Annotated in this window: 22 protein-coding genes; 18 read left to right on the forward strand and 4 right to left on the reverse strand. The window is 40.7% G+C overall.

All coding sequences use genetic code 11. From position 1 onward, the window contains the following. Positions 1 to 65 precede the first annotated feature (65 nt). The 4 genes from J7K93_03140 to miaB all read right to left on the reverse strand — a co-directional run bounded on the left by J7K93_03140 (position 66) and on the right by miaB (position 3,784). Complete coding sequence (locus J7K93_03140) at positions 66 to 863, reverse strand: tetratricopeptide repeat protein (GenBank protein MCD6115987.1); 798 nt, start codon at positions 861 to 863, stop codon at positions 66 to 68. Further along, a complete protein-coding gene (locus J7K93_03145; protein MCD6115988.1) occupies positions 860 to 2,005 on the reverse strand; it encodes a tetratricopeptide repeat protein in 1,146 nt (381 codons plus the stop codon). The genes J7K93_03140 and J7K93_03145 overlap by 4 nt, the downstream gene beginning before the upstream one ends. Further along, entirely contained in the window at positions 2,002 to 2,358 is a 357-nt protein-coding gene (locus tag J7K93_03150; GenBank protein ID MCD6115989.1) for a LapA family protein, read from the reverse strand. The genes J7K93_03145 and J7K93_03150 overlap by 4 nt, the downstream gene beginning before the upstream one ends. Before the next feature lie 79 nt (positions 2,359 to 2,437). Further along, positions 2,438 to 3,784: a tRNA (N6-isopentenyl adenosine(37)-C2)-methylthiotransferase MiaB gene (gene miaB, locus J7K93_03155; GenBank protein ID MCD6115990.1), complete on the reverse strand. Its 1,347-nt coding sequence runs from the start codon at positions 3,782 to 3,784 to the stop codon at positions 2,438 to 2,440. 177 nt (positions 3,785 to 3,961) lie between these two features. Between miaB and J7K93_03160 the strand changes: the two genes are divergently transcribed. From J7K93_03160 to J7K93_03245, 18 genes are all read left to right on the forward strand, one after another. Continuing rightward, positions 3,962 to 4,477 (forward strand): hypothetical protein, encoded by a 516-nt coding sequence (locus tag J7K93_03160; GenBank protein MCD6115991.1) that lies wholly within the window; start codon positions 3,962 to 3,964, stop codon positions 4,475 to 4,477. Next, positions 4,449 to 5,435, forward strand: coding sequence for a 16S rRNA (cytosine(1402)-N(4))-methyltransferase RsmH (gene rsmH, locus J7K93_03165; protein ID MCD6115992.1), 987 nt, complete (start codon positions 4,449 to 4,451; stop codon positions 5,433 to 5,435). The genes J7K93_03160 and rsmH overlap by 29 nt, the downstream gene beginning before the upstream one ends. A gap of 2 nt (positions 5,436 to 5,437) precedes the next feature. After that, the gene (locus J7K93_03170; GenBank protein MCD6115993.1) at positions 5,438 to 5,809 is read left to right on the forward strand and encodes a hypothetical protein; all 372 of its coding nucleotides are present in this window, start codon (positions 5,438 to 5,440) and stop codon (positions 5,807 to 5,809) included. A 24-nt stretch (positions 5,810 to 5,833) separates the two neighbouring features. Continuing rightward, a complete protein-coding gene (locus tag J7K93_03175; protein MCD6115994.1) occupies positions 5,834 to 7,807 on the forward strand; it encodes a transpeptidase family protein in 1,974 nt (657 codons plus the stop codon). Between the two features lie 4 nt (positions 7,808 to 7,811). After that, complete coding sequence (locus J7K93_03180) at positions 7,812 to 9,278, forward strand: UDP-N-acetylmuramoyl-L-alanyl-D-glutamate--2,6-diaminopimelate ligase (GenBank protein MCD6115995.1); 1,467 nt, start codon at positions 7,812 to 7,814, stop codon at positions 9,276 to 9,278. Between the two features lies 1 nt (position 9,279). Beyond that, complete coding sequence (locus tag J7K93_03185) at positions 9,280 to 10,665, forward strand: UDP-N-acetylmuramoyl-tripeptide--D-alanyl-D-alanine ligase (GenBank protein MCD6115996.1); 1,386 nt, start codon at positions 9,280 to 9,282, stop codon at positions 10,663 to 10,665. Positions 10,666 to 10,668: 3 nt separating this feature from the next. Then, complete coding sequence (locus J7K93_03190) at positions 10,669 to 11,781, forward strand: phospho-N-acetylmuramoyl-pentapeptide-transferase (GenBank protein MCD6115997.1); 1,113 nt, start codon at positions 10,669 to 10,671, stop codon at positions 11,779 to 11,781. Between the two features lie 5 nt (positions 11,782 to 11,786). Then, a complete protein-coding gene (gene murD / locus J7K93_03195) occupies positions 11,787 to 13,142 on the forward strand; it encodes a UDP-N-acetylmuramoyl-L-alanine--D-glutamate ligase (protein ID MCD6115998.1) in 1,356 nt (451 codons plus the stop codon). Beyond that, entirely contained in the window at positions 13,139 to 14,263 is a 1,125-nt protein-coding gene (locus J7K93_03200; protein MCD6115999.1) for a cell division protein FtsW, read from the forward strand. Before murD ends, J7K93_03200 begins: the two co-directional genes overlap by 4 nt. Beyond that, on the forward strand, positions 14,263 to 15,357 hold the full coding sequence (gene murG / locus J7K93_03205) for an undecaprenyldiphospho-muramoylpentapeptide beta-N-acetylglucosaminyltransferase (GenBank protein MCD6116000.1): 1,095 nt from the start codon (positions 14,263 to 14,265) through the stop codon (positions 15,355 to 15,357). The genes J7K93_03200 and murG overlap by 1 nt, the downstream gene beginning before the upstream one ends. Before the next feature lie 19 nt (positions 15,358 to 15,376). Next, on the forward strand, positions 15,377 to 15,751 hold the full coding sequence (locus J7K93_03210) for a hypothetical protein (GenBank protein MCD6116001.1): 375 nt from the start codon (positions 15,377 to 15,379) through the stop codon (positions 15,749 to 15,751). Positions 15,752 to 15,847: 96 nt separating this feature from the next. Next, the gene (locus J7K93_03215) at positions 15,848 to 17,167 is read left to right on the forward strand and encodes a UDP-N-acetylmuramate--L-alanine ligase (protein ID MCD6116002.1); all 1,320 of its coding nucleotides are present in this window, start codon (positions 15,848 to 15,850) and stop codon (positions 17,165 to 17,167) included. Next, positions 17,167 to 18,081, forward strand: a complete 915-nt coding sequence (gene murB / locus J7K93_03220) for a UDP-N-acetylmuramate dehydrogenase (GenBank protein MCD6116003.1) — start codon at positions 17,167 to 17,169, stop codon at positions 18,079 to 18,081. Before J7K93_03215 ends, murB begins: the two co-directional genes overlap by 1 nt. After that, positions 18,078 to 18,851, forward strand: a complete 774-nt coding sequence (locus J7K93_03225; protein ID MCD6116004.1) for an FtsQ-type POTRA domain-containing protein — start codon at positions 18,078 to 18,080, stop codon at positions 18,849 to 18,851. The genes murB and J7K93_03225 overlap by 4 nt, the downstream gene beginning before the upstream one ends. A 3-nt stretch (positions 18,852 to 18,854) precedes the next feature. Then, entirely contained in the window at positions 18,855 to 20,120 is a 1,266-nt protein-coding gene (gene ftsA / locus J7K93_03230) for a cell division protein FtsA (GenBank protein ID MCD6116005.1), read from the forward strand. Between the two features lie 56 nt (positions 20,121 to 20,176). Continuing rightward, a complete protein-coding gene (gene ftsZ, locus J7K93_03235; GenBank protein MCD6116006.1) occupies positions 20,177 to 21,370 on the forward strand; it encodes a cell division protein FtsZ in 1,194 nt (397 codons plus the stop codon). 6 nt (positions 21,371 to 21,376) lie between these two features. Continuing rightward, the gene (locus J7K93_03240; protein MCD6116007.1) at positions 21,377 to 22,939 is read left to right on the forward strand and encodes a radical SAM protein; all 1,563 of its coding nucleotides are present in this window, start codon (positions 21,377 to 21,379) and stop codon (positions 22,937 to 22,939) included. A gap of 19 nt (positions 22,940 to 22,958) precedes the next feature. Then, entirely contained in the window at positions 22,959 to 23,306 is a 348-nt protein-coding gene (locus tag J7K93_03245) for an ORF6N domain-containing protein (protein MCD6116008.1), read from the forward strand.

The following is a 23,306-nucleotide window of genomic DNA, read 5'->3' on the forward strand; positions in this document are numbered from 1 at the left end:
TGATTTTTTGATTAATGACAAATATTGGTATGTTTTTAAAAATATGATAAAGTATGATGAAACTGTTATCTTGTAATAAGTGTGTATTTTAAGCCGTAGCGTTTTTTTAATGTATTCCCAAATGTATAAGCTTCTTCCCTTGAGCTGAATGCTCCTATCCATACAAGGTATAATTTCATGCCGTTTTTCATTTTTGATTTTAATTCTACGCGATACCCTTTTTTCTCAAAAAAAGATTTCCTTAAAATTGCATTCTGCTGACGTGTAAATGCACCTACCTGGATTGAGAATGCAGGAGTCTGGCGGTTATTCTGTAAGTTGTCTTTTTTTACCTGTTTTTTCCCTGATAAAAGCTCAATCTGCTTTTTTGAGGAATTGGCAATCTCCGTATCAGGATATTTTCTGAGTATTTCGGAAAACTTCATCAGAGCTGAATCTTCTTGGCCGAGAGCATATAAAGACATCCCGGCCCAAAATATGCACTTGGCCTTTAACGGAGAATTCGGAAATTTATTTGTGATCTCAATGAATTCATTTTTGGCCTGCTTGTAAAGGCCGGAAGCGTATTTCTGCTGTGCAATGCGTAAAAGTGCATCATCGCAATAAGGGCTTTGAGGATATTCTTTTATTAGCTTAGTATAATTCTTAACAGCTTCATCTCCGTCAGTTGATAAAAGGCCGTTAAGGAAGAGTAGAAGATCAGGCGTGTACCTGTTTTTATCAAGGGAGTTTAGAGTTCTTTTTGCTTCCTCTATTTTTCCTTTACGAATAAGATCCACTATTGAACCGGCTGACTGTCCGAATGCAGAATTAAAATTCATAATAAAATAAAAGAATAAAAGTATGCAGATATTTTTTTTCACTCTTTACAGCCCCCGAGAAATGAATCCCATGCTCCGCATGAAGGGCAGTGCCAGATAAGTTTTTTTGTTTTAAACCCGCAGGCAGAGCAGGTGTAAACTGCTTCTTCCGTATCATTCTTAAGCAGCTCCAACGCTGTCTGGAATGCCTCTTTATCTTGTTTTCTGTGCCGGAGAAGATTTATCAATAAAAGCCCGCACTTTTTATTGCCCGGATATTTCTCATACAAATTTTGGCACTCTTGAGCTGCCCTTTCAATATCGCCTTGTTTCATGTGAAGCTCTGCAAGATTGAGCTGCGCTTCAAAATTGTCGGGGTTTCTTGATATTACTTCCCTGTATATGATCTCGGTTTCTCCGTATCTGCCGAGATCAAAAAGCAGGTCTCTTATTTTGTCAAATGCCAGATATGCATACTTGGGATTTTTTTTTGTGAAAGTGGCCCATACTTCAAAAGCTTCAGGATCCCTGCCTTCTCTGCGCAGCGAATCTCCCCACAGAAGATATGCAGGTATACACTTTTTATTTAATTTCAGTGCTTCCTTAAACCGAATGCGTGCTTCTTTTTCCATGCCTGCCTTTACTGCGTCAAGCCCTGCTTCAACTTTGTATAAAGCAAGAATATTTGGAGTTTTATGTTTATTCCACCGATTAATATTCTGTCTCTGAAAAAATGCCTTGTCCCAGCTTTTACTTTCCTCATAAAGAGAAAGAAGGATTTCCTGATATTGAGTGTTTTTTTTATCCTGTTTTACAAGCTGCTCTGCCATATCAACAGCTTGTACGAGCAGCCCGGCTTTTTTATAGTCCCTGATTAAAGATGATAAAATTTCTCTTGTTTGAGTTTTTGTAAGGTTGCTTCGTACAAGAAGATTTTTGTGGACTTTAATAGCTTTCTGAGGATTCCCCTGTTCCCGTAAAATATTTCCAAGCAGAACGTATGCCATAATATTTTCAGTATCAGTTTTAACGGCTTTTTTTAGAAGTTCCAAAGCAGTTTCCCTGTCACCCTCAATAAAACAGTGCAGTGCCTCTGTATAAGGGGGAGTAAATCTTTTTTTCTTCTCTTTTGATATGACTGCCGAAGCTGTTAATATAACTGCAAGTGCTGCTCCGGCTATTAAAATATAATAGATGAGTGTCATGACTCCTCTTCTCCCTGATCATCAGAAGCCAGCTCCACCTCCTGTGACGGCTCTGCCGGCGGTTCATCATCAATATTAATGTTTCTCAGTTTATTTAGTTCCTCACGAATTTTTGTATTCTGTTTTTCAAGTTTATGTATTGTATTTTTTAATTTCAGCATATTGAGCATTGAAACAAGAACCCATGTAAGTACACCTGCTGCAAAAGAGATATAGAGGATGAAGTATAATGGAAGATTTGATGTTGTCCAGTTCAGAACATGCACAGACACGGTTTGTTCCTGGTTCTGCAGGGCAAAACCAAGGATTATTAGAATTACAAGCGCGGTCAGTATCCATCGAAAGACCCACATAAACGCCTCCTGTGATTTATTTAGTGTTTAAGTATTATTAAGAATATAGTTTTAAAATTCATAAAGTTCCATAAATTTTTTAAACCAGAGCTTCTTTATACTCTTTTTCCTGAACTCCCCTTAAAGTAATCCCTCTCAGCTCTGTAATAATCAGATCAACAGGCTCGCCTGCCCTGGTATTGTTTTTTGGAAATACAACCGGATAATTTCCTGCTGTTTTTCCTATCCATTCCTCGTTTGAATTTTTACTTGTCGTTTCCGGAATAACTTCAACTTTTTTACCCATCATATTTTTTCTCTTTAAAAGAGAGATATCTCTCTGGAGTGCAATAATAGAATCAAGCCTTTCGTGAATAATGTATTCGGGAATTTTATTTGTCATTTTTGCTGCTTTTGTTCCTTCACGCGGGGAAAATCTGTATGTAAAAGCGTCGTCAAATTTTATATCCTTCATCGTGTTAAATGTTCCATCAAAATCTTCATCGCTTTCTCCCGGAAATCCAACAATGATATCAGTTGTTAATGTAAGATCAGGTACAATAGTTTTTGCTTTTTCAACTATATCCATGTAATGGCCGATTGTATACCCACGGTTCATAGCTTTAAGTACTCTGTCTGACCCTGCCTGCATGGGAAGGTGAAGATGAGGGCAGATTTTTTCATTTTCAGCCATTACTTTAAGAAGTTCAATAGAAATATCTTTGGGATGCGAAGTAAGAAAGCGAACCCTTAAAATCCCAGGTATTCCTGAAGCTTTGCTTAAGAGGCCGGCAAAATTTGTTTCTCCGTCATTATACGAGTTTACATTCTGCCCGAGAAGAGTAACATCTTTAGTTCCGCTCTGTGCCATTGAATAGAGCTCTTTAATTATATCTTGTGATGATCTGCTTCGCTCTCTTCCTCTTGTGTAGGGGACAATACAGTAAGAGCAGAAATTATTACATCCCCTCGCAATAGAGAGCCAGCCTGTTACATCTCCTGTGCGGGTAGGTTCAATACCGGAATAGGTCTCTCCTGAATTCAACAGTGTATCAATACATGATCCGTCTGTATGTTCTGAAATCATGTCCGGAAGTTTTCTGTAAGAGTCCGGCCCTGCAATAAAATCTACATAAGGATAGTTTTTTATGATTTTTTCCGAAGAAACCTGAGCTACACACCCAATTACACCGAGCCTGCGGCCGGATTTCATACTTTTCCAGTTTTTAAAAACAGTTATCCGTCCCATTGCCCGCTGCTCTGCATGATCCCGTACTGCACATGTGTTTATTATAATAATGTCCGAATCTTCAGGCGAACCGGTTTCTTCATATCCTGAGTCCTTCAGGATTGTACGAACGAGTTCGGAGTCATATTTATTCATCTGACAGCCGTAAGTTTCAATGTAAAAACTTACAGCCTTGTTTTTCAGTTGTTCTGTATTCATAGCACATAAAATTTAGGAGATTAATGGCTGAAATGCAATCTTTTTCTATATGTAACTTTTTTAAAATTTCCCTTGACAATTAAGAAATTATTGTTTTACTTATGGTGTCCCTAAAATTCCCTAAAAGTTCTTAGGATTTCTTCTTGTAGCCCTAAGTACGTCAATGAGGAGTCTAAAGTGCTCTGTTTCACAGGCAAATTTCCGTATGGTGTTGATTCAAAACGAAGAATCAACATTCCTGCCTCTGCAGTTAATGAGCTTTTCAGAGAGCATGAAGAGACTGGTAGCACTGATAATAAGAAAGAATTAAAGCAGACAGATATAATTTTTCATATAACCCGAGGGCCGAATGATTGCCTGTTTGTGTACCCGCGGGATGTTTTTGCGAGAAAAGCGGCACGCCTGAATTCACATTTTGGTTACAGAGGAACCGAAGATGATGAGGAGCGCCGCTATTTTCTTGAAACAGTCAGCGATGCTCATCCTGTGCGCTGTGACAATCAAGGGCGGATCACTGTTCCGCAGGAACATCTTGATTATGCAAAAATCAAGGATAAGGTTATGGTAATAGGCGCTATTGATCATCTCGAGCTTTGGAGCCCTGATATTTATAATATGTTTATTGCTCAGAGTTCTGCCACACCAAAAGACAGGGTTAGGCGCTATGGATGGGTTGAAAAAGAAGATCAATGACAGGAGCGGTGAATCAGGCTCTTTTCACAATCCTGTAATGGGGAAAGAGAGTGTCTCATTTTTATTAACAGACCTTTCAGGTATCTATGTTGACTCTACATTGGGAGGAGGAGGGCACGCAGAACTTTTCTTAAGCAAGACAGGCTCCAATGCAAAGTTTATTGGAATTGACAGAGACAGAGAAGCCGTTAAATTTGCGGGAAAGCGGTTAGAGGGCTTTGGTAAAAAGTTTACAGCAGTAAAGGGACGTTTTTCAGAGATTGACTACATACTTTCAGACCTTAAGATTTCAACAGTTGACGGGATATTTTTAGATTTAGGGATTTCTTCTTATCAAATAGACACTCATGAAAGGGGTTTTAGTTATCTGGCAGGAGGTCCTCTTGACATGCGTATGGATGCTGAACAGGATGAGAGAAGTTCGGATATTATAAATTCTTTTTCGGAGAAAGACCTTGCCGATCTCTTTTATGTTTTAGGAGAAGAGAGGCTGTCCAGGAGAATTGCAAGAAAAGTAGTGGAGCAGAGGAAAAAACATGCGATCACGACATCTGAAGATTTGGCAGAGATAGTACGTTCCGTGACACCATACAAGGGAAGAGTAAAGGTTTTGTCACGAATCTGGCAGGCTCTGCGTTTTGCAGTAAATGACGAACTTTCAGATTTGCAGAAAGGCCTTGAAAAAAGTTATCTGTTTCTGCGTCCGGGAGGAAGAATAGTTGTAATAAGTTATGAATCTTTAATGGACAGAATGGTAAAGAGATTTTTTAAGGGCTATTCTCCTGATTTTCACAGGGATAAGGAAAACCTCGGGGAAAGAAAATATTTATTTAAAATTTTGACAAAGAAAGTTGTAAGGCCTTCTATCGAGGAGATGGAAAAAAACAGCAGAGCAAGAAGTGCTTTGTTGAGGGCTGCTGAAAAGAGGTCTGAAACGGAAGAAACAGGGAGGATTTAAATATGCCGAGGAGAAAAAAAAGAAATTCCGGATTCGGAGTATTTCTCTTCCTTTTATTCTTTTCAGCGGTACTGGTATTGTATCTGCTGGGCAGTGTTGAAATAAACCTTGCTATTCTTGAGAATGACAATCTTTTAAAAGAGAAAGAGGATTATGTCCTTAAGGTAAATGATCTCAGGATGCAGATAAACCGGATGAGAAGCTATCAGAGTATTTCAACTTTGGCTAAAGCACAGGGGTTAATTTCTGTACCTGCGGTTATGATTGATGAATTAACCGTTGATTTAAATGAGCCGGGAAAGAAATCAATTCACAAGTCTTTGCAGAAGATGCAGTATGCAGGCATGAGATTGAGCCTTAATGAACAGCGTTGAATATTATACGGGAAATAATGATTGATGAGTGAAAAGACACGTTTAAAATTTGTGGGATTCTTATTTTTTTTCCTGATAGCGGGAGTGCTCGTGCGGACTTTTCATTTTCAGGTTGTTTCACGCGAACCGTGGAGTTCAATGGCTCCCAGGCAATATCAGGGCAGAGTCAAACTAATGGCCCACAGAGGGATTATCTATGACAGGCATATGAACATTATGGCTATGGATCTTCCCATCTATTCACTTGCCGTAGATCCGTCTATTATAAAAGATAAACAAAAGGCGGCCTTTTTCCTTTCGAAATCTTTGGGGCTTAACGAGCAGGAGTGCATTGATAAAATGTCTTCAGATGGAAGTAAGTCCTTTGTTTACATAAAGAAAGATATTTCAGAACAAGAGCAGATAAAATTGAAGAATTCCGGCATGCAGGGGCTGGTTTTTGTCCGTGAAAGAAAACGTGTGCGGCCTTTTGGAGATCTTGCAATTCAGACTATCGGTATTGTTAACAATAACAGGCAGGGAGTAGGCGGAGTTGAACAGGCTTTGAACGATTGGCTTGAAGGGCGGGACGGCTGGGCTATACTTCAGAAAGATGCGCGTAATAAAAAATTCACAAGCATTGATTATCCTGCAGAGCAGTCAAAGGATGGGCATCATGTCGTGCTTACAATTGATCATGCTTTCCAGTCTATTATAGAAGAAGAGATGAAGGCCAGTGTTGAAAAGTACAATGCTAAAAGCGGCACAGCGGTTCTTATGGATCCGTTAACCGGTGATATTCTTGCAATATCTTCTGTAGTTGGGAAATACGGCAATGACAAGCCGAAGTTTAATCAGTTTATCAGAAACAGAGCTATTCAGGACTGTTTTGAGCCGGGGTCCATTTTTAAGGTTATGACTGCATCTGCAGCTTTGCAGACAGGCCAATTTAAAGTAAACACACTTATTCATTGTGAAAACGGAGAATATACACTTGCAGGGCATAAGATACACGATCATAATGAGTCCTATGCATGGCTGACTCTTTCGCAGGTACTTGAGAAATCATCAAATATCGGAATTGCAAAAGTGGGGCAGAAACTTGGCAGAAAGACACTGTTCAGGTATATCAGAGATTTTGGATTCGGAAACAGAACAGGCGTGGATCTTCCCGGCGAAGAGCCCGGAATACTTCATCCAGCTTACGACTGGAATGAATTTGAAGTTGCAACAACCTCCTTCGGACAGGGAATTGCCGGAACAGCTCTTCAGATTGCAGATGCAGTATCTGCAGTTGCTAACGGAGGCAGACTTTTAAAACCTCTTATCTGGAAAAAAATTCTGGACAGCAGCGGTAAAGAGGTGCGTACTTCCGAGACAAAGGTGGTCAGGCGTGTTATCTCTGAAGAGACTGCATTTAAAATGAGAAGAATTCTTGAATCTGTTGTAAAGAACGGCAGCGGCCGTGCAGCTGGAGTGGAAGGAGTCAGAGTTGCAGGTAAAACCGGTACTGCACAGAAATCTTTACCAGGTATGAAAGGTTACGTACAAGGCGCCTATGTGAGCTCATTTGTAGGATTTTGGCCTGCTGATACACCATTTTTTGTTCTCGTTATTGTTTTTGACGAGCCTAAGGGAAGTTACTGGGGCTCACATACTGCAGCTCCTGTATTTTCTGCAATAGTATCACGGCTACAGGGAATTGCAGGCCCGGGAAGAATTCCGCGTTTGCCTCAGGAAAAAAATAAGGGCAGAAAGAGGATTGATTTTGCATCTTACACAAAAGAGCTTCCTCTGAAGGCTGATAAAATATCACAAAAATCCCGCAAAGCCGTATCAATTCACTACCTGCCTGACCTTACGGGATTTACTGTGCGCGATGCTCTCGAAATGCTGATAGACTATAAAATAAAGGTAAAAATAGAGGGTTGTGGTGTTGTATTAAGGCAGATACCAGGGCCGGGCAATAAAGTTAAAAAGGGGATGATATGCCGGCTTATTTGCAATACCACTCTGTAATTGTATGATAACAAAAGAGCTGAAAAATCTCTGTATGTCTGCTGATTTGCCGGCTGAATACGACGGTACAATTGAGATTACCGGTATAAGCTGTGATTCAAGAGAAGTTAAGCCGGGATATCTTTTTGTCGCTGTACGCGGTTTAAAAACCGACGGACATTTATTTATCAGGAAAGCTGTTGAAAAAGGCGCTGCTGCTGTAATCGCCGAAGAATTTATTGAAAATATTAATGCCCCTCTGGTTCTTTGTGAAAATTCACGCAGAGTGCTTTCTCTTCTTGCAAAGAATTTTTACGGAGACCCTGCAAACAGCATGAAGCTTATCGGGGTTACAGGCACTAACGGAAAGACAACTACAACTTATTTTCTTGAATCTCTCTTCAGTGAGGCGGGAGAGAGCGTGGGAGTAATAGGCACATTAAATTACAGGTGGCCGGGGCATGAGGAAAATGCAGTGCGAACCACTCCTGATGCAGTGGGCCTTTACAGATATCTATATGAAATGAAGAAAAGCGGTGTAACGCTTGCTGTTGTGGAAGTATCTTCCCATGCTCTTGAGCAGTACAGAGTATTCGGGCTCTCCTTTACTGAAGCTGTATTTACGAATATATCCCACGATCATCTTGATTACCATCACACTATTGATGCATATGCAGTGGCAAAGGCCAAACTTTTCTCAATGGTAGATTCTGACGGGAAAAGCATAATAAATTATGATGATAAATTTTTTATGGCTATGGAAGCAGCTTCTTCCGCGGATGTGGCAGGATACGGAAAATCTCCTGAAGCTAAGTATCAAATTTTATCTGTCACTCCGTTTGACAGAGGAACAAGGTTTTCTTTGAAAACCCCGGACGGAATTATCAATTTAACAATTTTTGTCTGGGGTATGTTCAATGTTTACAATGCAGCAGCAGCTGCTGCTGCAGGGTTTGAGATGGGATTGTCAAAAGAAAATGTGATTAAAGGAATAGCTTCCCTTAAAAGAGTTCCCGGCAGAATGGAAGGTATAAGATCAGCCGACGGAAGATTCAGGGTAATCATTGATTATGCCCACACTCCGGATGCTCTTCAGAAAGTACTTGAATGTGCCAGAGAATTCACAGATAGAAAGCTTATTGTGGTTTTCGGCTGCGGCGGTGACAGGGACAGGGAAAAGAGGCCTGAGATGGGAAGGGCGGCTTATGTTTTTGCTGATGAGGTCTTTATAACCACTGATAATCCGCGAACAGAGGACCCTGATGAAATTATTAATGAAATTATTGCAGGAGTGGGTAAAAAAAACCCGCAGATACATGTGATTTCTGACAGGGAAGAGGCAATAAAACAGGCAGTTGCATCAGCCGGAGAGGGAGATACTGTTGTTATTGCAGGTAAGGGGCACGAATCTTATCAGATTATCGGAGCAAAAAAAATTCCTTTCAGCGACAGAAAAATCGCAGAAAAATATTTAATGCAAGGGCATAAATAAAATGAAATTAACCCTTGGCGAAACAGCAGACCTTTTTAATGCTGCTCTCTCTTCTAAAGAGAGAGTAAAAAATGTGGAGTCTGTAGAAACAGACTCAAACAAATGCGGAAAAGGGTCCCTGTTTTTTGCATTAAAGGGTGAACGATTTGACGGCCATGATTTTGTAAATAATGTGAGAGAAAATGGAGGAATCGGAGCTGTAGTTGAAAGAGATGTGAATATTTCGGAAGAAGGCGGGCCTTTTGCGCTTATATATGTTGATAATACGTTAAAAGCCCTTCAGTACCTTGCATCTTTTTACAGAAGCAAGTTCAATCTGCCGGTAGCAGGTATAACAGGATCCAACGGAAAGACAACAACAAAGGAGATGACAGCATCTGTTCTTTCAAAAAAATACAAGGTTGTAAAAACCTCCGGTAATCTTAACAATCATATCGGTGTTCCCTTGACAATTCTGTCATGGAAGGATGAACCGGAGTTTGCAGTGCTTGAAATGGGCGCTAATCATATCGGGGAGATCAAGAATCTCTGCAGTATTGCAAAGCCGGAATATGGAGTAATCACAAATATAGGCAGAGGGCACATAGGTTTTTTCGGATCAATTGACAATATTTTTAAAGCTAAAAGAGAGCTGGCTGATTCTCTTCCGGAAGGGGGAACACTTTTCCTTAACGGTGATGATGAAAGATTAAACCGGATAAAGCTAAATAATGTGAAAATAATCAGATACGGATTCAGCAGCAAGTGTGATATTAAGGGGAGTAACCCTCGTATAAATTCCGGAGGAAATGCAGTGATGGATTTTAACGGAGCTGTAGTTACACTTAATTTGCCCGGCCTCCACAATCTTTACAACGGCCTTGCAGCTGCTGCTGTGGGAATATATACAGGGGTTTCTCTGCGGGATATTCAGGAATCACTTGAAGAATTCAGAGCTGTTGATAAAAGAACAGATGTTGTATTTACAAATCCCTTTATTCTTATAAATGATGCATACAATGCTAACCCTGATTCAATGGAAGCTGCATTTGCTGCTGCAAAAGAGATGGCGGGGCAGGGTACAAATCTCATCGCAGTGCTCGGAGATATGTTTGAGCTTGGGAAATACAGCAGGAAAGAGCATCAGTCTGCAGGTGAGAAACTGGGATTGTATGGATTTAATACACTCTTCTGTATTGGCAGAGACATGGCCTACACAGCCGAGACAGCAGAAAAATCGGGCCTTATACATGTCAGCCATTATTTATCTCAAAAAGATCTGATCCGGAATTTAATTGGCTATATCTCTCCAAATGATGTTGTGCTTGTAAAGGGGAGCAGAGGAATGCAGATGGAGAAGGTTGTGGATGAACTTAAACAATTAAAATTTCAAAACGCGGGAGAGTAAATTATGCTCTTTCATATTCTTTATCCTCTGAGGGACCAGTTTATAGGTTTTAACCTTCTCGGATATATAACTTTTCGTTCAGCTTCGGCAGCTGTGACAGCTTTGCTTGTAACTTTTATCATCGGGCCTTTTATTCTCAAGTGGCTGAGGAAGAAACAGTTTAAAGAGATAATCAGAACTGAAACCCCTGATTCTCACAGACAAAAAGCTGGTACTGTGTCTATGGGCGGTATCATAATTATTATTGCAGTGCTGGTACCTGTACTTCTTTTTGCAAAACTTAACAATATGTATACCCAGTTGATGATTATATCTACTCTGTGGATGGGTGCAGTAGGCTTTATGGATGACTATCTTAAAGTCGTAAAGAAGATGCCCAAGGGCCTTATAGGAAGGTACAAGCTTTTAGGCCAGGTATTACTTGGGCTCCTGGTTGGCCTTGTTGTAACTTTCTCGCAGGAATATTCCGGTGTTAAACTTGGCGGGCAAGTTGTTAATGTCAGCTGGTACACAAGTATTCCGTTTTTCAAGAATCTTCTGATTAATTTCGGGTGGTTTTATCTGCCTGTTGTAATCATTGTAATTACAGGCACTTCCAATGCAGTAAACCTGACAGACGGCCTTGACGGCCTTGCAATCGGACTTGTGGGTATAGCTGCTGCTGCCTGGGCAGGTATGAGCTATGTAACAGGCCGTGTGGATTTTAGTGACTACCTCAATGTCCTGTATCTGAAGAATGCGGGTGAACTTACTATTTACTGTTCTGCCCTGATAGGAGCATCTTTGGGATTCTTATGGTTTAACAGCCACCCTGCATCAGTATTTATGGGTGACACAGGAGCTCTTGCACTCGGAGGTGCAATGGGTACAATGGCTGTGATTCTGAAGAAAGAGCTGCTGCTTTTTATAGTAGGAGGTGTTTTTGTAGCAGAAAGCCTTTCAGTGATTCTGCAGGTTGCTTCTTTCCGTCTCAGGGGAAAACGTATTTTTAAAATGGCTCCAATTCATCACCACTTTGAACTTTTGGGGTGGCCTGAAGAGAAGATAGTTGTCCGATTCTGGATAATAGGAATTTTACTTGCACTATTAGGCTTGAGTACATTTAAAGTCAGGTAAAGCCAATGGTTATAGATGTTAAAAATAAACGTGTTACAATTCTCGGAGCCAGCAGAAGCGGCCTCGGTGCGGCGAAACTTATATCCGGGCATGGGGGACAGGTATTTGTAACGGAACTTGCTTCCGAAGATAAGATGCAGGCTGCTGTCTCTATGCTGAATAAGCTTGGCATTAAGTATGAGTTTGGAGGGCACAGCAGCAGTATTTATAATTGTGATTTTTGTGTGATAAGCCCGGGTATCTCAATATCAAGCCCGGTTGCGGAAAAATTCAGAAGTATGAATATCTCTCTATATAGTGAGCTGGAAGTTGCTTCATGGTTCTTTAAGGGGGAAATTATAGCTGTAACCGGATCAAATGGCAAGTCTACAGTTACTGCTTTGACAGGTGAAATTCTGAAGAGGGCAGGTATAGAGAGTATTACTGCCGGAAATATAGGCACTGCATTTTCAGAAGTTGCAGAGTCTGTAAGCAGCAGCGGATATGCAGTTGTCGAGGTAAGCAGTTTTCAGCTTGAGGCTGTATCTGATTTCAGGCCGCACATAGGCATTTTTCTGAATCTGACGGCTGATCATCTTAACAGACACGGAACAATGGACACATACGGTAAACTGAAAGCAGGGCTTTTTAAAAATCAAACCGAAGAAGATATTGCTGTTTTTAACGGCGATGATGAAGGTGTAAAAAATCTATTATCGAATGTTCGCGGTAAAAAGTATGAGTTCGGACTTGAACAGGCAGAAGGAAGAGCAGGGTATGTTAAAAATAACATCCTGACTGTAATCGGAAATTCCGCTGAATATCAGCTGGCGGATGTGTCTGAAATTGGCATAAAGGGTGTTCACAATGTATTAAACTGCCTTGCAGCTTCAATTGCAGGTATCAATGCATCTGTCGATACTGTAATTATCTCTGAGGTGCTTAAAACTTTCAAAGGTCTGCCTCACAGAATGGAGTTTGTGGAGGAGATAGACGGAGTAAAGTATTACAATGATTCCAAAGCAACAAATGTGGATTCTGTCCGGTATGCTTTGACAAGCTTCAAAGAGCCTGTAGTCCTGATTGCAGGGGGAAGAGACAAGGATTCGGATTTCTCCGTACTTGAAACTATGGTAAAGAAACATGTCAGAAAAATGCTTTTAATTGGCGAGGCTGCTGAAAAGATGGAGAAGGTTTTAGGGCCTGCTGTTGATACTGTGCTGGCGGAAAGCATGGAAGAAGCAGTATATCTTGCCAGTGTTTCTGCAGAAAAAGGTGATGCTGTACTGCTTTCACCTGCATGTGCAAGTTTTGATATGTTTAGGAATTTTGAGGACAGAGGTGATAAATTTAAAGATTTGGTGAGGAAACTAAAAAAATGATGAATAGAAAAGGACAGCCCGACATCATCCTTTTATCAGTAACTGCTATACTTGTTTTGATAGGTATACTTGTAATTTACAGCGCAAGTTCATTCAGGGGGGCTGAAGATTACAGTGACGCGTTTCTATTTATAAAGAAACATCTGATCAAAGTAGCACTTGCCTTGTTTTTTATGCTGATTTCATATAAAATTGATTACAGGTTCATAAAATATATTACACCCTTCAGTCTGTTGGCTTTTATACTTCTCCTCTTTTTTGTCCTGTCCGGGCCGAAAATAAACGGCAGCAGACGGGCTATTTCTCTTATGGGAATGGGATTTCAACCCTCGGAGTTTATGAAACTTATATTGATTTGTTATATGGCTGCCCTTTTTTCCAAATCAAAAGGCAGAATTTCCGAGAACAGGGAGACACTTATAATTCATTATTTCATTTTTTTATCTATTGTTGTACTTGTTTTTATAGAACCTGATCTCGGAACAGCTCTGGTGATGTTTTTTATAGGATTAACAATGCTGTTTATCGGCGGTGTACCCGGGAAGAAACTTGCTGTTATGGCAGCGGCACCTGTACCATTTGTGGCCTTGGGTTTTGCAATTTTTCCTTATCAGATGCAGAGATTAAGAGATTTCTGGAATTCTGTTTTTAACGGCGGGTCAATGAGTTATCAGGTGAAACAGTCCATTATAGGGCTTGCTCACGGCGGCCTTGCAGGAGTAGGTTACGGAGCGGGAAAACAAAAGCTCTTTTTTCTTCCGGAGCCGTTTTCTGATTTTGTGCTTGCAAGTTATGGCGAAGAGATGGGCTTTATAGGTATGCTTTTTCTTTTTCTGCTTCTGGTAATTGTTCTCTGGAGAGGAATACACATAGCAGTGAATTCCCAGGACAGGTATGGTTTTCTTCTTGCAGGAGGAATTACAGCAATGATTCTTATTAATGCATTAATGAATGCAGGAGTCGTTGTAAATCTTCTGCCTACAACAGGGCTGCCCTTTCCGTTTTTAAGTTACGGGGGGTCGTCACTTATAGTTCATATGATAGGTATAGGCATACTTCTAAATATTTCGAAAAGAAACTCACAGATGCAGGTCGGCTCTTTTGAAGGAATCAGCCTCTGATGAAAGAGTATAGAATAATAATTACAGGCGGAGGTACAGGAGGGCATCTCTATCCCGGGATTGCACTGGCGAATGAGTTTAAGAAAAGTATTTCCTGCAAAATTCTTTTTGTCGGTACCAAAAAAGGAGTAGAGGTTTCTGTTGTACCTGCACATGGATATGATCTTAAATTTGTATGGATAAGCGGGATCAGCAGGGGGCGTGTAGTAAAAAATCTGCTTTTTCCTTTAAAAATGGCAGTATCATTTTTCCAGGCTTTTACAATAATTCGTAAATTCCATCCTGATGCAATAATAGGCACAGGCGGGTATGCAAGCTGGCCGGTTCTCAGGGCAGGAGTTATAACAGGCGTTCCGGTATTTATTCAGGAACAGAATATCAGGCCCGGGTTAGTTACACGTGTTATGGCTCCAAAAGTAAATACTGTTTTTACAAGTTATATAGAGACCGAAAAATATCTTAAAGGGGAAACAAAAAAAGTAGTTGCAGGGAATCCTACAAGAAACGATTTGGATAAGGCAGACAGGCTGCAGGGCATAAAATTTTTTAATCTTAATAAAGATAAAAAAACAGTTTTTATTTTCGGAGGAAGCCAGGGGTCTCTTTTTATCAATAATTTAATGGAAAAAGCAGGCCCATTGCTTGCAATCGACCATAAATTACAGATTTTATGGGCAGCAGGCCCGAGATGGGCGGAGATGATTAAGGGAAAAGTGAATAATCCTGATATTAAGATTTATCCGTATATAGAAAACATGGCTGCAGCATACGGCGTAAGTGACCTGGTTGTGTGCCGCTCAGGCGCAACTACAATTGCCGAAATTACACGGCTCGGGATTCCTTGTCTTTTCATCCCTTTTGCTGCGGCAGCTAATAATCATCAGGAGAAGAATGCGGAGATTCTATGCAAAGCCGGAGCTGGTGAAATGATCAGTGAAAAAGAGGCTGATTCTGAAACTATTATTCGAAAAATTGTATCGATTATAAGTAATGAAATAAAATTGAAGAAAATGGCGGCAAATGCGCTGAGTTTCGGTAAACCCGATGCAGCACAATCTATTGTAAAAAGTATTCTTGAAGAGATTGAAATATAACCTTAAAAAGGGGCTATTCATGAAAAAACAGACAAAGATAGTTCTTGCTGAGAGTGAATCAATAATAGCTGAAGATGTAGCAAATCTTGTTAAAACGTGGGGTTTTGATCTTCTCGGACGTGCGACAACTCAGGATGAGCTGATGAAATTTGTAAAGGACTACAGGCCTGAAGTTATTATTTTTGATACTTTGCTGAGAGGTAAACGTGATACTTCTCTTATTGCACAGCAGATCTATAAAAAGTACGGCACATCTCTCGTTATTCTCGGGGATAGGACGGATTTGCAGGATGGAAAATCGTTAAATAGAAAATTTTCATGGGTTGCAAAGCCGTTTAAAGAGGATGAATTGAAAAAGGCTGTAAAAAAAATGGCCTCAAAACGTGCTGCATAGATTAATCTTCCGGTTCATGCCGGATGGAGGTGTATTATCGGTATCTATTTAGGGAGAACGAGATGCGTTCATTTTGTCGGAATAGGCGGAATAGGAATGAGCGGGATTGCAGAGGTTCTTCTGAATTTGGGATTTAAGGTAACCGGATCGGATCTTCAGTCCAGTTCGGTAACAGAACATCTTCATGAACTCGGTGCATCAATATACCAGGGGCACAGTGCCGGGAATATTTCAGATGCGGATGTTGTTGTTATATCATCTGCTGTACCTGAATCCAATGAAGAAGTTACAGCAGCACACAGGAAAAAGATACCTGTTATACGAAGGGCAGAGATGCTGGGCGAACTTATGCGCATGAAGCAGGGTGTGGCAGTAGCAGGCACTCACGGGAAAACAACTACTACTTCAATGACAGGGTTGGTACTCCAACAGGGCGGTCTTGACCCCACACTTATTGTGGGAGGCAAACTGCGCAGCCTTGACACAAATGCAAAACTCGGAGAGGGTGAATATGTTGTTGTAGAGGCAGATGAGTATGACCACTCTTTTCTGCAGCTTACACCTGTTATTGCAGTAATAACAAATATCGAAAATGAGCATCTTGATTGTTACAAGGATCTGGATGATATCAAGCGGACATTTACTCAATTTGCAAATAAAGTCCCGTTTTACGGAGCAGTGATACTCTGCCTTGATGAAGAGCCTCTTCAGGAGATGGTTACAAAATTGGAACGCAGAATCGTAACTTACGGACTTTTTCCGCAGGCTGAGATAAGAGCGGAATCTGTCACTTTTTCAGAATCCGGCTCAGAGTACGATGCTTATTACAGAAATAAAAAACTTGGAAGAATAAAATTAAATTTACCCGGAATTTACAATGTGAAGAACTCTCTTGCAGCAATAGCTGTAGGTTTTGAGCTTGAGATTGATTTTAAGAACATAAAAAAGGCTCTTGAAGGGTTCACAGGCGTGCACAGACGCTTTGAAATCAAAGGCAAAGAGAAGAACGTCATTATTGTAGATGATTATGCACACCATCCAACAGAGATAAAAGCGAGCCTGAAAGGAGCAAAAGACGGTTATTCAAGGCGGATTATAACAATATTCCAGCCACATCTGTATTCCAGAACAAGAGATTTTTATGAGGACTTCGGTAAGTCATTTTTCAATACGGATATTTTGATTGTAACAGATATTTATCCTGCAAGGGAAAAACCAATTGAAGGAGTTTCGGGCCGGTTAATTGCAGATGCTGCAGAACTGCGCGGCCACAGAAATGTAAATTACATTCCTGATAAAAACAAAGTTGCTGATTTTGTCGGGGACATAATAAAACCAGGCGATATGGTGATCACAATGGGTGCAGGCGATATATGGAAGATTGGTGAGGAAATATTAAAGAGGCTGAAATCCTGATGAATGAAGGGACCAGAAATCTGAAGAGATTTAAACAGGTTTTCAAAGGGCATGTCATGCTAAATGAGATGCTCAGCTCTCATACTTCCTTTAAAATCGGGGGGCCTGCAGATTTGTATGTTTTTCCAAAAGATATGGAGGATCTTACAAATCTTGTAACTTATTGCCAGCAGGAGAATTATCCTGTATTTGTAATAGGGAACGGTACAAATCTTCTTGTAAGTGATGATGGTTTCAGGGGGGTAGTCATAGACCTTTCCCAGACTTTTCGGCATATTAAAGTAAAAGGTACGGAATTGACTGTGGGAGCCGGAGTTACACTTTCAGGGCTTCTGTCATTCTGCACTATCAGAGGATTTTCCGGTCTGGAGAAGCTTTCAGGTATACCAGGCCAGATAGGGGGCTGTATTTCGCTCAATGCAGGGGCTTTTGGAAGAGAAATCGGCGATGTTGTGGAAGCAGTCAGAATTCTGGACAAGTTCAATACCCTTGAAAAGATATCCGGAGATGAAATTAATTTCGGATACAGGCATACGGGCCTGGAGAAAAAGAGTGTTATTGTGGAAGCTGTATTCAACTTAACAGATGGAAATCCGAAGGAGATGGAAGCAGTTCAGCGTTCCTATCTTCAAAAGAGAAAAAAAACGCAGCCGCTTTCCCTTCCTTCAGCAGGATCAGTTTTTAAGAGGCCCAAAGGAGATTTTGCAGGCAGGCTTGTAGAAGACGCCGGGTGTAAAGGGCTTAGAATCGGTGATGCAATGGTTTCCAAAAAACACGCAAATTTTATTGTCAACGTAGGAAAAGCAAGAGCTGTGGATGTTGTAAGACTTATTGATGAAGTACGGGAAAGAGTTTTAAAACGGTTTGGTGCCACTCTGGAACCGGAAATTCATTTTTTGGGATTTGATTTATGAGCAGGAGTATAATAAAAAAAGATGAGATTCTTGCCAGCCTTGTAAAATTGATATATACAGGCGCTGCACTCTGTATTATTTACTTTGCAGGCAGAGGTTATTTGCACTGGCTTGATCAGTCTCCTTTATTTAAAATAGAATCAATAAAAATTACAGGATCCAACTATCTTTCCGATGAAGAAATTTTGAGCCTCAGCGGCCTTGATAAAGCAAAGAAGATATGGGATGCAAGGTTAGAAGATGCGGTTAATTCAATAAAAACATATCCTTTTATAGAAGATGTCTCTGTGATCAGAAGGCTTCCTGACAAGATTGAAATAAAGGTAAAAGAGAAGGAACCTATTGCGCTTCTGAATTTTCAGGGGGATCTCTATTCAATAGACAGACACGGACTTGTGCTGCCTACAATTCCCGGAAAGATGTATAATCTTCCTGTAATAAGCGGTAATTTTAAAGGGGGGCTGAAGGTCGGCATAGAGATAGGAGGCGGCATTGCAAAACAGGGGTTATCAGTAATTACAGCAATAATCAGGCAGAAGCCGTCTCTTTACACCAATATTTCAGAAGTTGTTTTAAAATCAGGGGGCCAGGTAGTGCTTTTTACACGAAACAGGGGAATACCAGTAAAGATGGGAAGAAAAGAAATATCAAGAAAGATTACATATCTTGATGCAATCCTTGGCGAATTAAAAAGAGACCGCTCTCTGTCAAAAGTAAATTACATTGACCTGAGGTTCAGAGGACAGGTCGTTGTGGGAATGAGGGTATAAACTATGAATCCTTCGAGAGATATATTACGAGGCGACACCAGAAAAATAGTAACAGGTGTTGATATAGGTACCAGTAAAATTGGTGTTGTAATCGGAGAGTTAAATGAGGATGGATTAATAAATATTCTCGGAGTAGGTACCAGCCCGTCACAGGGGCTGCGCCAGGGAGTTGTGATTAACCTTGATTTGGCAGTCCAGTCAATAAGCAAGGCAGTGCATGAAGCCAAGCTTACAGCGGGTGTTGACGTAAAAGAGGTTATAGTCGGCATTGCCGGCGATCACATACGAAGCGTAAACAGCAGGGGTGTTGTAGGCGTATCCAGATCAGGGCATGAAATTACACAGCAGGATGTCAACAGAGTTATAGATGCAGCAAAGGCAATTGCACTCCCGATTGACAGAGAAGTGCTGCATGTACTCCCGCAGGAATTTATTGTAGATAATCAGGGAGGTATTAAAAATCCTGTAGGTATCTCCGGAGTAAGGCTTGAGGCGGAAATACATATTGTGACAGGTGCTGTCACATCTGCGCAGAATATAGTACGCAGTGTAACAAGAAGCGGGCTTAAGGTTGCAGGTATTGTTCTGGAGCCGCTTGCTTCAAGCAGCGCTGTTCTTGATGCAAGTGAAAAAGATCTTGGCGTAGCGTTGATTGATATGGGCGGAGGTACAACAGATGTGGCTCTGTTCTATGGCGGCGCAATAAGGCATACTGCTGTAATAGGCCTGGGAGGGCAGATTGTTACAAATGATATTGCACTGGGGCTGCGGACACCCCTTGAACAGGCTGAAGTAATAAAGAGAAAGTTCGGATATGCAACTGAAAGCATAATAAATAAAGAAGATATGTTTATAGTCCCGGGTATTGGAAACAGGGAATCAAGAGAAGTTCCGATATCTATGCTTACATCAATAATACAGCCGAGAATGGAGGAGATTTTCGGGCTTGCTGCTAAGGAAATTAAGAGATCGGATTACGGAGATGTCCTTGGTGCGGGTGTGGTTCTTACAGGAGGAGGATCACTTCTTAAAGGAGCCGAAGTTTTGGCAGAAGAAGTTTTTAGCCTGCCTGCAACTATTGGAATACCAAAAGGCTTTTCCGGCCTCTATGCAGCAGCTTCAAGCCCTATTTTTGCCACAGGAGTAGGCCTTGTATTTTTCGGGGCAGGACGGGGAGAAGAGGAAGTAAAACACCTTGGTGCGGATGAAGAGGGGCTTTTTACAAGAATTTATAAATGGATGAAAAAATTCGCAGAAGATTTTATTTAATGCCGGTTTTTTAAAAAGGGAATTAATCACAGTTTGTACATATCAAGGAGGCCATAATGAGTAACGGAAAAACGCTGGCGTTTGATTTTGCAGATGATGACAATGTCGTTGCAAAAATCAAAGTAATAGGTGTAGGAGGCGCAGGAGGAAATGCTATAAACCGTATGATTGAGGACGGTCTTACGGGTGTGGAGTTTATAGCAATTAATACTGATAAGCAGGCTCTTGACAACAACAAAGCTCCTATGCGCATCCAAATAGGCAAGAATCTCACAAAAGGGCTTGGTGCGGGAGGCAATCCTGAGATGGGCCGAAAGGGGATTGAAGAGAACAAGGATGCAGTAATTGAGGCTATCTCGTCAACTGACATGGTTTTTATAACCTGCGGTATGGGCGGCGGTACAGGGACCGGAGCCGCACCTGTTGTTGCGGAAATAGCAAAAGACCTTGGCGCACTTACTGTTGGAGTTGTTACAAAACCTTTTATGTTTGAAGGGAAAAAGAGGCAGGAGAGAGCTGCTCAGGGTATACAGATGCTGAAAGAGAATGTTGATACTCTGATTGTTGTGCCTAACCAGAAACTGATAAGCCTTGTACCGAAACATACTCCTCTCGAACAGGCTTTCAGAGTAGCCGATGAGATTCTGCTTCATGCGACAAAGGGAATTTCTGATGTTATAAATGTTCCCGGATTGATAAACCTGGATTTTGCAGATGTCAGAACAATAATGAATCAGATGGGTGATGCCATAATGGGTTCTTCGGTAGCAAGCGGAGAGAACAGAGCAAAAGAAGCAGCGGAGCAGGCAATATCAAGCCCTCTTATTGATGATGTATCAATCAGCGGGGCACAGGGAGTGCTTGTTAATATTACAGGCGGAAGCGATTTGAGCCTAAATGATATCAATGAAGCTACATCTGTAATTTATAATGCAGCAGGTGCTGACGCAAATATTATTTTCGGTGCAGTGATAGATAAAAGCATGAAAGAAGAAGTAAGGGTAACAGTTGTTGCAACCGGATTTCAGAAAAGCCGTTCAAAAGGCGGATTCAATTTTGGAAACGGACACGAAAAGAGAGATTTGGGCCTTTCGGAAAGTGAAGGAGACATACCGTTAATTAAAAAGTATTCGGAGGATCCCATTGTAAAAGCCATGGGAGGAGATTCCTTTGGTAATGACGGAGGCTTTTCTTTTGTCAGTAAGGATGATCTTGGAATTCCTGCTTTCATCAGAAGGAAGTTAGACTGATTTTATATGACTTTTCGTCAGAATAGTTCAGGATGGACGAGAGAACGTATAATCAGCTTTCACAGCCGGCTTTTAAATCAGGAACTCGGGAAAAAAGAGCTAAAAAAAAGTGCTCTTGTGAAGGCAGTAGTCGTATTCCCCAATACCTACGGTGTAGGAATGGCGAATATGGGATTTCATACGGTTTATCGTTTTTTCAATGAACATCCGGGAATGTCCTGCGAGCGGGCTTTTTTTGATAAAATGTACGAAAGAAAGCAGGTACTGTCGCTTGAATCATCAAAGCCTCTGAATAATTTTGATCTGATTGGTTTTTCAGTTTCATTTGAGCTGGATATTATTAATATTATACGAATTCTTGTTCTTTCAAAAATTGCGCTTCTCTCTTCAAATCGTACAAAGCATGATCCTGTGATAATTGCAGGCGGCCCTGTTACAGGATTAAATCCCTCTCCATTACTGCCCTTTGTGGACGGCCTCCTTATGGGCGACGGAGAGGAGGTTTTCAGGCTTATCGGCGATGTAATGACTGAAGCTAAAGAAAACCATCTATCACGTGCAGATATCTTGGAGACTCTGAGTATGCTGCCGGGGATGTATGTTGAAGGCAGAACAAAGAAGGTTACGCGTCAGGTTCTTTTAAATCTTGACAAGTATCCGACTTATACACCGATAGTGAGTTCAAGAAGTCATTTTAAAAATATGTTTGTTACCGAATTAAGCAGAGGATGCCCTAGAAAATGTAAATTCTGTGCGGCAAGAGAGATATACAAACCTTTCAGGTACAGGAGTCATGAAACTATTATAGGATCCATTAAAGAGTTTAATCCGGGTGCAAAACGGATAGGGCTTGAAGGGTCTGCTGTATCGGATTATCCGAAATTAACGGACTTATGCGAAAAGATCCTTGATATGGGATATGATATTTCATTTTCGTCTATCCGAGCTGATAAGATAACAGAGGCAATGCAGGATGTAGTAAAACGAAGCAGGCTGCGTACTTTTACAATAGCTCCGGAAGCGGGTTCCGAGCGACTGCGATATTTAATTGGGAAAAAGATAGCTGACAGTGAAATACTAAAAGGAGTTGAAAAACTTGCGTATACGGAAGTCCGAATATTAAAACTTTATTTTATGATAGGCCTTCCTGAAGAAAAAGATGATGATGCAGAGGCAATTGCAGATTTGACAAACAGGATTCAAAAAATATTTTCAGGGTCAAATAAGGGGAAACAAGTGCATTTAAGCATTAACACATTTATTCCAAAGCCTTTTACTCCTTTTGAATCCGAACCTGTTGCAAGAGAGAGAGATTTGGTAAGAAGGCGCAATATTGTTAAAAAAAGGATTGATAAAAAAATACATGTATCTGCAAAAAGTTCAAAAAGGGATATACTGCAATCAGTACTTGCTTTGGGAAACAGAGAAACCGGTTTGGCATTAATGGATTCAATACAACAAGGTATTACATGGAAAGAGGCCTTAATAAACAGAGATATTTTTCTTGATGAAATGATATTTACAGGAAGAGATAAAAGTGCAATAAAGGAGTGGGACTTTATTGATTGAAAAGATGAGGAGAGGAGCCGTGATAAAATCAAGTATTTCAAGGAATTCAATGCCCGATATTTTTCTTTACAAAGGACAGATGGTAATTCCGGATTATGAATTGGCAAGTTATTATGGCGTTAATACTGATACATTGCGTGATGTTTTTGCAAAGCATGAAAGTTTGTTTCCGGGAAGTATGGTTTTTTCAGTTAAAGGTTCGGAAAAGAAGAAGAAAAGTACCACGAACAAGGCATCGGGAACATTACTTTTTACAGAGCAGTCTGCAACACTTATTGCAGGGTTGATTAAAGATACTGAAGCACTTAAAGCTAATATGAGACTTTTGAGGCTGTTCAGGCTTCTGGATTATATTGTTGCTACGTAA

The sequence above is a fragment of the bacterium genome (assembly GCA_021158245.1).
Classification (GTDB): Bacteria; Zhuqueibacterota; QNDG01; order QNDG01; family QNDG01; genus QNDG01.

Excerpts from the sequence above, each read along its gene's own strand:
- miaB (MCD6115990.1), bottom strand. The coding sequence starts at position 3,784 with ATGAATACAGAACAACTGAAAAACAAGGCTGTAAGTTTTTACATTGAA.
- J7K93_03170 (MCD6115993.1), top strand. The coding sequence starts at position 5,438 with ATGCCGAGGAGAAAAAAAAGAAATTCCGGATTCGGAGTATTTCTCTTC.
- J7K93_03150 (MCD6115989.1), bottom strand. The coding sequence starts at position 2,358 with ATGTGGGTCTTTCGATGGATACTGACCGCGCTTGTAATTCTAATAATC.
- J7K93_03240 (MCD6116007.1), top strand. The coding sequence starts at position 21,377 with ATGACTTTTCGTCAGAATAGTTCAGGATGGACGAGAGAACGTATAATC.
- murB (MCD6116003.1), top strand. The coding sequence starts at position 17,167 with ATGAATGAAGGGACCAGAAATCTGAAGAGATTTAAACAGGTTTTCAAA.
- J7K93_03225 (MCD6116004.1), top strand. The coding sequence starts at position 18,078 with ATGAGCAGGAGTATAATAAAAAAAGATGAGATTCTTGCCAGCCTTGTA.
- rsmH (MCD6115992.1), top strand. The coding sequence starts at position 4,449 with ATGGATGGGTTGAAAAAGAAGATCAATGACAGGAGCGGTGAATCAGGC.
- J7K93_03175 (MCD6115994.1), top strand. The coding sequence starts at position 5,834 with ATGAGTGAAAAGACACGTTTAAAATTTGTGGGATTCTTATTTTTTTTC.
- J7K93_03185 (MCD6115996.1), top strand. The coding sequence starts at position 9,280 with ATGAAATTAACCCTTGGCGAAACAGCAGACCTTTTTAATGCTGCTCTC.
- murG (MCD6116000.1), top strand. The coding sequence starts at position 14,263 with ATGAAAGAGTATAGAATAATAATTACAGGCGGAGGTACAGGAGGGCAT.
- J7K93_03215 (MCD6116002.1), top strand. The coding sequence starts at position 15,848 with ATGAGCGGGATTGCAGAGGTTCTTCTGAATTTGGGATTTAAGGTAACC.
- J7K93_03200 (MCD6115999.1), top strand. The coding sequence starts at position 13,139 with ATGATGAATAGAAAAGGACAGCCCGACATCATCCTTTTATCAGTAACT.
- ftsZ (MCD6116006.1), top strand. The coding sequence starts at position 20,177 with ATGAGTAACGGAAAAACGCTGGCGTTTGATTTTGCAGATGATGACAAT.
- J7K93_03210 (MCD6116001.1), top strand. The coding sequence starts at position 15,377 with ATGAAAAAACAGACAAAGATAGTTCTTGCTGAGAGTGAATCAATAATA.
- ftsA (MCD6116005.1), top strand. The coding sequence starts at position 18,855 with ATGAATCCTTCGAGAGATATATTACGAGGCGACACCAGAAAAATAGTA.
- J7K93_03145 (MCD6115988.1), bottom strand. The coding sequence starts at position 2,005 with ATGACACTCATCTATTATATTTTAATAGCCGGAGCAGCACTTGCAGTT.
- J7K93_03180 (MCD6115995.1), top strand. The coding sequence starts at position 7,812 with ATGATAACAAAAGAGCTGAAAAATCTCTGTATGTCTGCTGATTTGCCG.
- J7K93_03190 (MCD6115997.1), top strand. The coding sequence starts at position 10,669 with ATGCTCTTTCATATTCTTTATCCTCTGAGGGACCAGTTTATAGGTTTT.
- murD (MCD6115998.1), top strand. The coding sequence starts at position 11,787 with ATGGTTATAGATGTTAAAAATAAACGTGTTACAATTCTCGGAGCCAGC.